11 protein-coding genes are annotated in these 12401 nt (G+C 66.3%); 8 read left to right on the forward strand and 3 right to left on the reverse strand.

Annotated elements, in window-relative coordinates; genetic code table 11:
- Positions 1-9: 9 nt before the first annotated feature.
- Genes gspL through LPB04_RS07060 form a run of 7 tightly spaced genes read left to right on the forward strand, consistent with a single transcriptional unit; the run spans position 10 to position 8165 of the window.
- Positions 10-1218 carry a type II secretion system protein GspL gene (gene gspL, locus LPB04_RS07030; RefSeq protein ID WP_227496646.1) on the forward strand — a complete coding sequence of 403 codons (1209 nt, stop codon included), beginning with the start codon at positions 10-12 and terminating at the stop codon, positions 1216-1218.
- Positions 1215-1736 carry a type II secretion system protein GspM gene (gene gspM, locus LPB04_RS07035; RefSeq protein WP_193688011.1) on the forward strand — a complete coding sequence of 174 codons (522 nt, stop codon included), beginning with the start codon at positions 1215-1217 and terminating at the stop codon, positions 1734-1736. Before gspL ends, gspM begins: the two co-directional genes overlap by 4 nt.
- The gene (gspN, locus tag LPB04_RS07040; RefSeq protein ID WP_193688012.1) at positions 1733-2506 is read left to right on the forward strand and encodes a type II secretion system protein N; all 774 of its coding nucleotides are present in this window, start codon (positions 1733-1735) and stop codon (positions 2504-2506) included. Before gspM ends, gspN begins: the two co-directional genes overlap by 4 nt.
- The gene (gene gspD, locus LPB04_RS07045) at positions 2506-4815 is read left to right on the forward strand and encodes a type II secretion system secretin GspD (RefSeq protein WP_193688013.1); all 2310 of its coding nucleotides are present in this window, start codon (positions 2506-2508) and stop codon (positions 4813-4815) included. Before gspN ends, gspD begins: the two co-directional genes overlap by 1 nt.
- A 7-nt stretch (positions 4816-4822) precedes the next feature.
- Complete coding sequence (gene gspE, locus LPB04_RS07050) at positions 4823-6244, forward strand: type II secretion system ATPase GspE (RefSeq protein WP_193688014.1); 1422 nt, start codon at positions 4823-4825, stop codon at positions 6242-6244.
- Between the two features lie 2 nt (positions 6245-6246).
- Entirely contained in the window at positions 6247-7467 is a 1221-nt protein-coding gene (gene gspF / locus LPB04_RS07055) for a type II secretion system inner membrane protein GspF (RefSeq protein ID WP_193688015.1), read from the forward strand.
- Between the two features lie 11 nt (positions 7468-7478).
- Entirely contained in the window at positions 7479-8165 is a 687-nt protein-coding gene (locus LPB04_RS07060; RefSeq protein ID WP_193688016.1) for a type II secretion system protein N, read from the forward strand.
- Positions 8166-8198: 33 nt separating this feature from the next.
- Here LPB04_RS07060 and LPB04_RS07065 read toward each other — a convergent pair whose 3' ends face one another.
- A complete protein-coding gene (locus LPB04_RS07065; protein ID WP_193688017.1) occupies positions 8199-8930 on the reverse strand; it encodes a helix-turn-helix domain-containing protein in 732 nt (243 codons plus the stop codon).
- 319 nt (positions 8931-9249) lie between these two features.
- Here LPB04_RS07065 and LPB04_RS07070 point away from each other — a divergent pair, with 319 nt between their 5' ends.
- Complete coding sequence (locus LPB04_RS07070) at positions 9250-10779, forward strand: hypothetical protein (protein WP_193688018.1); 1530 nt, start codon at positions 9250-9252, stop codon at positions 10777-10779.
- A gap of 61 nt (positions 10780-10840) precedes the next feature.
- On the opposite strand, the gene LPB04_RS07075 is transcribed toward LPB04_RS07070, so the two are convergent.
- Entirely contained in the window at positions 10841-11041 is a 201-nt protein-coding gene (locus LPB04_RS07075; protein ID WP_193688019.1) for a hypothetical protein, read from the reverse strand.
- 20 nt (positions 11042-11061) lie between these two features.
- The gene (gene hslU / locus LPB04_RS07080) at positions 11062-12399 is read right to left on the reverse strand and encodes an ATP-dependent protease ATPase subunit HslU (RefSeq protein WP_193688020.1); all 1338 of its coding nucleotides are present in this window, start codon (positions 12397-12399) and stop codon (positions 11062-11064) included.
- Between the last annotated feature and the right edge of the window lie 2 nt (positions 12400-12401).

The raw sequence follows: 12401 nt of genomic DNA on the forward strand, positions 1-12401 counted from the left end.
CGAGACGGTTTGACTACACTTTATATCCGGCATCCGGCGCGCGCAGAAGGAGAAGGCGCGCCATGCCGTTTCGCCGTCGTCGGCGACGGCGGCACGATCGAGCAGCAGGGGGAGGGGGCGCTGCGCAATCTGACCGATGTCGTCGCCGCCAGCCGCCGCGTCGTGCTGCTGCTGGCCGGCACCGACGTCAACCTGCTGTCGCTGCAGATGCCGCCGCTGACCGGTGCGCGCCTGCGCGCGGCGCTGCCGGGCCTGGTCGAAGAACATATCCTGGGCGACCCGAACGATTGCGTGCTGGTGGCCGGTCCCCCCACGGGCGAGGGCACGCGTCCCGTGGCCGTGGTCGCGCGCGACTGGTTCGAGCCGCTCGTGCGTACCCTGCTGGCCCAGGGCGCGCGTGCGGTGTCGGCCCTGCCGGCGCAGCTGTGCCTGCCCCTGCAGCCGGGCGGCGTCAGTGCGGCCCTGAACGGCGCCGAATTGCTGCTGCGCCAGAGCCAGTTCGGCGGACTCGGTCTGGCGCTCGACGCCAATCCTGCCAGCGCCCTGCAAACGGCGCGTGCGCTGGCGGGCGACGCCCCCCTGACGTTATACGTGCCGCGCGAGCAGCTGGGCGAGTACGGCGTGCTGCTGGCCGAAGCCGGTCCCGGCACGGTGCTGGAAGCCGATGACTGGGCGCACTGGATCGCCGGTGCGAAAACGATCAGCTTCGACCTGGTGCCGGGACTCGGTGCGGCCGGTGCGCGCCAGACCGACTGGCGCCGCTGGCGCGTGCCGATCGCGCTGGCCTTCGCCGGCGTGGTCGTCAACCTGGCCGGCATCAACATCGAATGGCTGCGCCTGCGTGGCGAAGCCGACGCCGTGCGCGCCCAGATGAAGCAAACCTTCCAGTCGGTCTATCCGAACCAGCCGATGGTCGACCCGGTGGCGCAAATGCGCCAGGGCATCGCCCGCGCCCAGGCCGGCAGCGGCCAGATCGGCTCCGACGAATTCATCTATCTGGCCGGCGCCCTGGGCGACGCAACCCGGCAATTGCCGCGTCCGCCCGGGATTAGCTCAATCGAATACAAGGAACGCACGCTGCGGGTGCGGGTCAAACCCGAAACGGTCGACCCCACCGCCTTGCGCCAGCTGCAGGCGGCGCTGTCCGCGCGCAGTCTTTCACTGGAAGCCGCCGCACCCGACAATTGGCTGGTGCGCAGCACGGGAGCTAAGCCATGAGTCTGCTCAGTCATGTCGGCCGGGTGCGCACACGCGCCACCGGATATTGGATCGCACGCAGCGAGCAGGAGCGCCGCTACCTGGCCGCCGGTTTCGGCGTCGTGTTCCTGGCGCTGGTGTACACGGGTTTGATCGAGCCGGCGGTCGAAGGCCGCGCACGGTTGCAGCGTTCGCTGCCCGAGCTGCGCCAGCAGGCCGCCCAGCTCGCCAGCATGGCGAACCAGGCACGCGCGCTGGCCGGCCAGGCACCGGTACCGGTCACGCCGATGACGCGCGAAAGCCTGATGACCAGCCTGAGCGGACGCGGCATCACGCCGGGCTCGCTCACGCTGACCGGTGAATTCGCACGGCTGCAGGTGACCGGCGTCTCGTTCGCCAACCTGGTGTCCTGGCTCGATGCCCAGCGCCGCGAGAGCCGCATCGCCGTCCAGGAAGGCAGTTTTACCGCCCAGGACCCGCAGGGACAGGTCGACGCCAACCTGACGCTGCGCCAGGATAACGGGACTGCTGCCCGATGAGGCGCAGCCTCGGTTGGCTGGTCGTGGTCGCCCTGGCGATCGCGCTGACCGTGCTCGTCTTCCTGCCGGCCAGCTGGCTCGGGACGATGGTGGAACGCCAGACCGGCGGTCGTTTGACTCTCGGGGATGCGCAGGGTACGCTCTGGCACGGCTCAGCCTTCGTGGGGGGGGCGCCGGGCGAAGGCGGGGCGGTAACGCCGCTGTTGCCGGGACGCTTTTCCTGGCGCCTGTCGCCGCTGGTGCTGGTGGGACATGTTGACATGCAACTGGAAAATCCGCAGGCGCTGGCCGCGCCGGTGGCGCTGACCGGCAGCTGGTCGGAGTGGCAGCTGAGCAAGGGGCAATTGCTGTTGCCGGCCGAGGGCCTGGCCGGGCTCGGCGCACCGCTCAACACGCTGGTGCCCTCGGGCGTGATCCGGCTGTCGTGGAACCGGCTCGACCTGGTGCGCCTGCCGGGCAGCGTGGCGGTGACGGGGCGCACGACCTTGTCGATGAGCGACATGGGTTCGCGCATGGCGCCGATCAAGCCGCTGGGCAGCTACGAGATGGTGATGGACTGGCGCGGCCAGCAAGCCGACCTGGTGTTGCGCACGGTGCGCGGCGCCTTGCTATTGTCGGGAAATGGAACGTTGCAGAATGGACGCCTGCGCTTTTCGGGACAGGCATCGGCCGCCGATGGCTACGAAGACACCTTGGGCAATATGCTCAATCTTCTTGGCCAGCGCCGCATGGTGAACGGTAAAAACATAATCGCATTAGAGTTCAGATAATGAAAAAATCCTCCCGTAGCACCCCTGCATTCCCGACCTCGCGCCCGAATCTGCGCCGCATTGCGGCCGGCGTCATGCTGTCCTGTGCGGTGGCCGCGGCGATGCCGCCGGCGCTGGCCCAGGGCCAGGAAAATTCCGCCGCCCTTTCTTTCGTGAATGCCGACATCGAATCGGTGATCAAGGCCGTCGGCCACTACACGGGGATGACGTTCATTATCGACCCGCGCGTCAAAGGCACGCTGACCCTGGTGTCGGAAAAGTCGCTGACCAAGAGCCAGGCGTTTGGACTGCTGACCTCGGCGCTCCGGCTGCAGGGCTTTGCCGTCGTCACCACCGGCGAGGGCTATGCCAAGGTGGTGCCGGAAGCGGAAGCGAAACTGCAATCCTCGCCGACCCAGGTGGGCAAGCGCGGCACCCGCGTGCAGGGCGACCAGATCGCCACCCAGATTTTCCACTTGTCCTACGAATCGGCGGCCAACCTGACGGCCGTGCTGCGTCCGCTCATTTCTCCGAACAATTCGATCATGGCCAACCCGGGCAATAACAGCCTGGTCATTACCGACTACGCGGATAATCTGCGCCGCCTCTCCCGCATCATCGCCGCGCTCGACGCGCCGGTGGCGGCCGACCTCGACGTGGTGCCGATCCGTAACGGCATCGCCAGCGACATCGCGACCCTCGTGTCGCGCCTGATGGAGCCAAGCGCCGGCGGCGACTCCGGCCGCGTCACCATCCTCGCCGATTCGCGCACCAATTCGGTCGTGGTGCGCGCCCCGTCGCAGGCACGCGCGAACCTGGCCAAGTCGCTGATCGCCAAGCTCGACCAGGCGACCACCGAAAAGGGCAACATCCACGTCGTCTACCTGAAGAATGCCGATGCCACCAAGGTGGCGCAGACCCTGCGCGCGGTGGTCTCGCAAGATGCCTCGGCAACGCAGACGACGCAGCAGGGCACGGCCGGCGGCTCGATCCAGGCCGGCGCCCAGGGTGCCGGTGGCGCGGGCGGCCTCGGCGGGGGGCAGCAAGGCCAGCAGGGCAGCACCGGCCTCGGGGGCACCAGCAATACCTTCGGCCAGGGCGGGCAGGGCGCCAGCGTCGGCGGCGGCGGTGCCCAGGGCTCCGGCTTCATCCAGGCCGATGCCTCCACCAACAGCCTGATCATCACGGCGCCCGATGCGATCTACCGCAACCTGCGCGGCGTCATCGACCAGCTCGACGTGCGCCGCGCACAGGTCTACATCGAGGCCCTGGTGGTGGAGATGAATTCGCAGAAAGCGTCGGAATTCGGCGTGCAGTGGCTCGGATTGTCGGGCAACGACACCAGTAAATACCGCGTCGGCGGCATTCAGTCGTTTAATAGCGGAAACGCCAACAACATCATCAACCTGGCCGCTGCCGCCCGCGCCGGCATCAGTTCCACGACCACGCCACCGCAACTCCCGGGATTCACGCTCGGCGTCTTCAGGCAGATCAACGGCGCCCTCGGCCTGGGCGCCGTCGCCAGCGCACTTGAAAACGAAGGCTCTGCCAACATCTTGTCGACACCGAACATGATTACGCTCGATAACGAGCTGGCGACGATCAAGGTGGGCCAGAACATTCCGATCATCACGGGTTCGTTCACGACCGGCACCAGCGGCGCGAACAATCCCTTCCAGACGGTCGACCGCAAGGACATCGGCCTGCTGATGAAGGTGCGCCCGCAGATTTCCGAAGGCGGCGTGATCAAACTCTCGATCTACCACGAGAATTCGGGCATCGACAATTCGGTGGTGCGGGCCGAGGGCATCGTCACCACCGTGCGCGCGATCGAAAGCAATGTGCTGGCCGACGATGGCCAGATCATCGTGCTGGGCGGCCTGATTTCCGATAACGAAGACCACGGCGAAGAAAAAGTGCGGGGTCTCGGCGACATCCCGGTGCTGGGCAACCTGTTCAAGTACCGCAACCGTACCCGCAACAAGACCAATCTGATGGTCTTCCTGCGTCCGGTCGTGGTGCGCAGCAAGGAGCAGAACAACGCCATTTCGCTCGACCGCTACGAATACATGCGTGCGCTGGGCGCGGAAACCCGTCCGCAGGACGATACGATCCTGATGCCGAACCTGGGCGCGCCGGCCTTGCCGCCGCTCACCAACGGCCAGCCGCCGGCCGGCAGTACCATGGCGACGATGCCGCCGCCGGCCCCGGTCGCCGCCCGTCCAGGCGCCGCCACCGGCCCCGGCACGGGCCAGCAGGGCGCGCAGCCCCAACCGAACCAGGCGCCCGTGCCCGAATTCCGCCCGGTGACGCCGCCGAACCAGAAGTGATTCCATCATGACCAACCTGTTGCCTTACGCCTTCGCCCGCGACCACGGGGTGCTGGCGCGCACCGGCGATGATGCGAGCCAGAGCGTGGAAGTGCTCATTTCAAACAGCACGCCGCCGGCCGCCATCGCCGAGGTCTCGCGCCGTTTCGGCCGCATCGCCCTGCGCCGCCTCGAGCGAAGCGAGCTCGACGACGCCATCGCCGCCGCCTACGCCGCCGCCGGCGGCGACGCCAACCAGGTCTCCGAGGAGTTCGACGCCGACCTCGACCTGACGCGCCTGCTGCAGGACGTGCCGGCCATCGAAGACCTGCTCGAATCGTCCGACGACGCGCCGGTGATCCGCATGATCAACGCCTTGCTCACGCAATCGCTGCGCGAAGGCGCGTCCGATATCCACATCGAACCTTTCGAGCAGACCTCGGTCGTCCGTTTCCGCATCGATGGCGCCCTGCGCGACATCGTGCGTCCGCGCAAGGGGATCCACGCTTCCCTGATCTCGCGTATCAAGATCATGTCGCAGCTCGACATCGCCGAAAAACGCCTGCCCCAGGATGGCCGCATCACGCTGCGCGTGGGCGGCAAACCGGTCGACGTGCGGGTCTCGACCTTACCGACCGGCCACGGCGAGCGCGCCGTGCTGCGTCTGCTCGACAAGGAAGCGGGGCGGCTCGACTTGTCGCACCTGGGCATGAGCCCGGACCTGCTGCCGCAGTTCGACAAATTGATCAACCAGCCGCACGGCATCGTGCTCGTCACGGGGCCGACCGGTTCCGGCAAGACGACGACCTTGTATGCGGCGCTGTCGCGCCTGAACGCCTCGACCACCAACATCATGACGGTGGAAGACCCGATCGAGTACGACCTCTCCGGCGTCGGCCAGACGCAAGTCAATGCCCGCATCGACATGACCTTCGCAAAAGCCCTGCGCGCGATCCTGCGCCAGGACCCGGACGTGATCATGATCGGCGAGATCCGCGACCTGGAAACGGCGCAGATCGCGGTCCAGGCCTCATTGACCGGCCACCTGGTGCTGGCGACCCTGCACACCAACGATGCCGCCGCCGCCGTCACCCGCTTACTCGACATGGGGATCGAACCGTTCCTGCTGTCGTCCTCGCTGCTGGGCGTGATGGCCCAGCGCCTGGTCCGTAAACTGTGCACGCACTGTAAAAAAAGCGATGGCGTGCTCTGGCATGCGGTCGGTTGCGAGCGCTGCGGCCACACGGGCTACCACGGCCGGGTCGGCGTCTACGAATTGCTGGAGACGAACGAGGGCATCCGCGCCCAGATCCACAACCAGGCCTCGGAAGCGGAAATCCGCGCGGCAGCCCAGAAGAGCGGCATGCGCACCATGCGCGAAGACGGCGAACGCTGGCTGCGTGACGGCACCACGACGCAGGCCGAGCTGCTGCGCGTAACCAAGGATTAGCGATGCCGGCATTCCGTTACGAAGCCGTCGATGCGGGCGGCGCCACGCGCAAGGGCGTGGTCAATGCCGACAGCCCGCGCGCGGCACGCGCCGACCTGCGCGTGCAGGGCCTCACGCCTTTGAGCGTCGAGGCGATCGCCGCCCAGGTCGACGCCAGCGGCGTCACCCGTTCGCGCGGCTTCGGCGAACGTCTTTCCACGGTCGAACTGGCGCTGTTTACGCGCCAGATGGCCAGCTTGCTGGAAGCGGGCTTGCCGCTGGAACAAGCGTTCACGGCCCTGCTCGAACAGGCCGAAAAGCCGTATCTGCGCGACCTGATCGCTTCCATCCGCGCCGAAGTCATGGGCGGCATTTCGTTTTCGGATGCGCTGTCGCATCACCCGCGTGATTTCGACCAGATCTACCGCGGGCTGGTGTCCTCGGGCGAACAGATCGGCCAGCTGGCGCGGGTACTCTCGCGCCTGGCCGACTACATCGAGCGCCGCAACGCGCTGGTGCAGAAGGTGCGCCTGGCGTTCACCTATCCGGCCATCGTTACCGTCGTCGCCTTCGCCATCGTCATCTTCCTGCTGACCTATGTGGTGCCGCAGATCGTGTCCGTGTTTGCCAACACCAAGCAGAAGCTGCCGCTGCTGACCGTCATGATGCTGGGCGTATCGAACTTCATGCGCGCCTGGGGCATCCTGCTCGGCCTGGCACTGGTGGCCGCCTGGTTCGCCTGGCGCCGGGCGCTGCAAAATCCGGTGCTGAAGCGGCGCTGGCATACCTGGCTGCTGACCGCGCCCGTGTACGGCAAGTTCGAGAGAAGCCTGAACACGGCGCGCTTTGCCAGCACGCTGGCGATCACGACCGGCTCCGGGGTGCCGATCCTGCGCGCGCTCGATACCAGCCGCGACACCCTGTCGAACGTCGCCATGCGCGAGCTGGTCGAACAGGCCACCGCCAGCGTGCGCGAGGGTATCAGCCTGGCGCGGGCGCTGTCCGTCCAAAAACATTTTCCACCGATGCTGGTGCACATGATCCGTGCCGGAGAAATTACCGGCGAGTTGCCGGCGATGCTGGAGCGGGCGGCCAATTCGCAGCAGGCCGACCTCGAACGCCGCACGCTGACCATCGCCGGCCTGCTCGAACCGGTGCTGATCCTGGCCATGGGCCTGGTGGTGCTCTTGATCGTGCTGGCGGTCCTGATGCCGATCATTGAAATCAACCAGCTGGTGCGCTAACAAGGATACCGATGAAGCGTCTGCCTCTCTTATTTACCCTGCTTGCCCTGATCTTCCTGGCCGTGTCGGCCACCTACTGGGGCATGCAGCTGTACAAGCCGGTACAAAGGCCGATCGCCGCGGCGCCGGTCGCCAGTGTGCCGGAACCCTCGCCCGATGCCGCCGCCACGCTGTTCGGCGGCCAGCCGGTCGCGAACGTCGCCACCAATTACCAGCTGACCGGCATCGTCGCCGCCGGGCGCGACAGTGTTGCGATCATCGTGGCCGACGGCCAGCCGCCGAAAGCCCTGAAGGTCGGCCATGAACTCAATCCAGGCGTCAGCATCAGCGAAGTGCACCCGCGCTACATCATGCTGTCCGAAGGCGGCGTCATGAAACGCATCGACCTGGCGGCCGACACCAAGCCGGCCATCGCGCTGTCGGGCGGCGCCGCGTCGCCGCTGCCCGTGCCGCCGCAAATGGGCCGTCCGACGCTGGCCCCGGCCGGCGCCTTGCCGGCAAGCGAGCCGCAAACGGCGCCCGGCGCCGTGCAGAGCCCGCCACCACAGGGCGAAGTCAATCCGGTCGTGCCGCAAGGGCAGGAACCGCCGCAGGAAGGCCCGCCCGCCGACGTCGCCCCGCCGCCGAACCAGCCGCAAATGCCGCCGCCGACCCGTTCGGTAGGCAGCCCGGTCAGCGGAACCAACCCGGTACGTTAACCGGGCCGGGTGGCCGCAACGCAGGGCCACCCGCTAGCGCCGCAAGGCCGTAAACGCGGCAAATTCCCACGATCTGAACCCGACCAGCAAGGTCATCCCCTCTCTTTCCTGCGCCGGCAGGCGCCGGTCGTGCCGGTGCAGGCGCGTCAACTCCCCGGCCAACTGGTGGATCTTCTGTGCCAGCTCGGCCGCGCTGGCCGGCGACAGCCGCGCCGGCAAGCACATCAATGTCTCGCCGGCGCCGTCGAAGCGTCCCGCAAAATAATCCGGCACGATCTGTTCCCGAAAATAATGTTGGACCGGTCCGTCCGGCAGCCAGTGAAACGCGTTCGAGACGCGCAGCGTGTAGCGGTTCAGCGGGCGCAGTTCGATCAGGCCGAGCCGGTCGAGTTCGGCCAGGCAGCCGATGCACTCCGCCTCAGTCAGGCGATAGGTCTCGACGATCTGCTCCATGCTCCAGTAGCCGAGGCAGCAGATCGCCACCAGCAGCAATCTCGGCTTGGCGACGAGCGAGGTTTCCTGGGGCAGGGTCAGGGCGTCGGGCTGGGGGCGGCTATCGGCCGCGCGGCGCAGCACATCCTCGAAGGCGATGCCGGTGGCCTGGCAAATCTGCGCCAGGCGCGACAGCGGCATGTCTTTCTGGCCAAACATCCGCTTGACGCTCGACTCGCTCATGTCGATGCGTTCGGCCAGGGTTTTATAGGTGAGATTGGCCGCGCGCAGTTCGGCGCGCAGCACGTCGACGATCAGCTCGGGTGAGCTCATGGGGATCCTGTACTCGGCAATGGGCGCCGATCAATGTACAGGCGAATGATCCAGGCGGCAAGGTGCCCCGCGGCCGATCTGGCTCGCGGCCCGGCTTGCGCTAAACGAGCTCAGCCTGAAAAAACTTCCATTAGATTCGTAGAGGTTCGTCTCGGCGAACTGACTTGCCGGCTTCCTCGCGGGCAAGGTTAACCATAGGCATACGGCGTACTTCAAGGAGATGGTCATGTCGAACAATCAGCTTCAAACACCTGAACGAATTTCCGCGGCTATCGGTGCCGCTTTCGCGGAGGATAGCCAAGACGTCCAGCAAGCGCTCGTGCAGCCGGCATTCGGCGCGGCCGCTCCCGAACCCGAGCTGAGCGGAAACGGTTTTACTTACCGCCATGATTGGGGTCTGCGCCGCGGCCAGTGGAAGCTCCGGCTCAACTGGGGAGACGTGAACCCGCGCTCGCGGGTGTTCGTGTCGATCGGCGAAGGCGCCGGCGCCGGCCCGGACGCCGGCAAGTTCCTCGGGGACGCCCGCTACACGCTGCACAATGTGGCGCCGCGCGCCGGAGGCGTCGACATCTGGGTGAACATCGAATGGAGTTCGGATATCCGGCTGTATGTCGACTACCTCGTGGTGAACCCGCCTGCGACGATCAGGACGGTGCAGGTCACCGTGCAGCGCCACAGCACAGTCGCCTTGACCGACGCGGAGGCCGATCGTATCTTGGGCGACATGGGAACGATTCTCCAGAGCGACGACTCGCCTGCGGACGTGGCGACCCCGGTCCGGTTCGTACGCAACGGGCCGGTCCAGCTGTTGCCGGCGGCGATCCCCGCGGCGATCCAGACCGAGGCCGACCTGACGGCACTGCTCAACGCAGGTTCCGGGGTCAAGATCGTGCAGGCGATACGCTGGTGCGGCGGTCCGGGCGGCTCGATCATCGGCTGTGCCCCAGTCGGCAGCCCGACGGTCAACCTGGCGGCCGTGCGCTTCACCGCCAATCAGGAAGGGCTGATCTGGGTGCACGAATATGGCCACAACTGCGGCCTCGGCCACCGCACGGATGACCTCAGGGCCGTCATGTACCCGAGCGTCGGCGCCGACCACAACGTGGTCAACAGCGCCGAGTCCGCCAGTTACCTGGCCGGCCCGCTGGCCGTCACCGGCGCCGTCATGGCGTCCAGCTGCCTGCTCGGCGCCGCCGTCCAGCCGCCGCAGGACGTGCGCGCATTCGTTTCCCAGCACTGGATCGCAGGGATTCCCTACGAGGCGGCTTCCCACTACACCGAGGAAGACGCCAAACGGCTGCTGGAATGGTTAGTCAACGAGCCCGAACAGCATGAGGAGTTCCTGCCGGAGATCGTCACCACGCTGGGCTTTATCGGCAGCGAGCTCGCCGTCCAGCCTTTGATCGATTTCGTGCAAAGCCCGCGCGCCAGCCAGGCCGTGTTCAATGCGAAGAACGCCGCCCTGATCCATCTCGGCGACCTGATCAACAAATCGGGAAGCCAGGCCGCGCTCGCATTCCTCACCCAAGTCGCGACCGATACGGCAGCGGCGAAAACCCTGGCCGTGCCGCGGGTCGACATCGCAGCGGCCGAAGCGGGTGTAGCAGGTGTGAGCGCGCCCGGCCTGGAGGAGCTGGCGGCCGAACTGGCGGTGTCCGCAAGCTTCGGTCTGGCGCTGGCGGGCAAACCGGAAGCGGAGCAGACCTTGATCAAGCTGGCGCAGGACACGAAGGCCTTCCCCGCTGTCAAGGCGGCGGCAGCGGAAGCGGCGGCGTTGTCGCAGAAGATGCGCGCCCAGGGCCAGGCGGCGTATTACAGCGCGAAGTGTGAAGGGAGCAAACAGCCGTAACAGGACGATCCGTCGGATCGCGCAGCGCCCCGGCCTTGGTACTGGCCGGGGTTTTTTAATTTCACTCGTCTTCCGGAACCAGCGGCGCCTTTTTCAGCTGCTGCTTGGCGGCCTGGCGCTCGGTTGACGCCGGCTTGGCGTGTGGACCGGCCGCGCGCGCCTTGGCCAGGGCCGCGATGGGATTGCGCGGCTTGCCGAATTGCTGCGCCGGCATGGCGCGCAGCATCATCTTCTGCCGGGTTGCAAGTGCCTTGTTCGCCATGTCCTCTCCTTCCCGAAACCTTACAGCACGTAGCGCGACAGGTCCTCGTTGGCCGACAGCATGTCGAGCCGTTCGTTGACATAGGCCGCGTCGATCGTGATCTGTTTATCCTGCGTATCGCTGGCGTGGAACGAAATTTCCTCGAGCAACTTTTCCATCACCGTGTACAGGCGCCGCGCACCGATGTTCTCGGTCCGCTCGTTGACGGAAAACGCGATCTCGGCCAGGCGGTGGATGCCGTCCTCGGAGAAGGTCAATTGCACGCCTTCGGTGCCGAGCAAGGCTTCGTACTGCGTCGTCAGGCAGGCATCGGTGCTGGTGAGAATGCGTTTGAAGTCGTCGATCGAGAGCGATTCGAGTTCGACCCGGATCGGGAAGCGCCCCTGCAGCTCGGGGATCAGGTCCGACGGTTTAGCAAGATGAAACGCGCCCGAGGCGATGAACAGGATGTGGTCGGTCTTGATCATGCCGTACTTGGTATTCACGGTGGTGCCCTCGACCAGCGGCAGCAGATCGCGCTGCACGCCGGCGCGCGAAACGTCGGCGCCGCCGTGCTCGGAACGGGTCGCGATCTTGTCGATCTCATCGAGGAACACAATGCCGTTGTTCTCGACGTTGTGGATCGCCTTTTGCTTCATCTCGTCTTCGTTGATCAGGCGTGCCGCTTCTTCCTCGGCCAAGACCTTCATCGCCTCCTTGATCTTCATCTTGCGCGCCTTCTTGCGCGTGCCGCCGACGCCGGCGAACATCGACTTGATCTGTTCCGTCATTTCTTCCATGCCGGGCGGGGCCATGATTTCCATCTGCGGCGCGGCGTCGGCGACCTCGATTTCGACCTCGCGGTCGTCGAGCGAGCCCTCGCGCAGGCGTTTTCTGAACGTCTGGCGCGTGCTGTCGCCTTCTTTCGCTTCGGCCGAGGCGCTGACATTGAAGCCGAAGTCGCGCGCCGGCGGCACCAGGATGTCGATGATGCGGTCTTCGGCCGCGTCTTCGGCGTGCTGGCGCACCTTTTTCATTTCGCTGGCGCGGGTCTGCTTGACGCCGATGTCGATCAGGTCGCGGATGATGGTGTCGACATCGCGCCCGACATAACCCACTTCCGTGAACTTCGTCGCTTCGATTTTAATAAAAGGCGCATCGGCCAGCTTGGCCAGGCGGCGGGCGATTTCCGTCTTGCCGACGCCGGTCGGGCCGATCATGAGGATGTTTTTCGGGGTGATCTCGTGGCGCAGCGGTTCCTGCACCTGCTGGCGGCGCCAGCGGTTGCGCAGGGCGATGGCGACGGCGCGCTTGGCTTTACCCTGGCCGACGACGTGCTTGTCCAGTTCCGAGACGATTTCAAGGGGGGTCATGTTCATGG

It is taken from the genome of Massilia litorea, assembly GCF_015101885.1.
Lineage (GTDB): Bacteria > Pseudomonadota > Gammaproteobacteria > Burkholderiales > Burkholderiaceae_D > Telluria > Telluria litorea.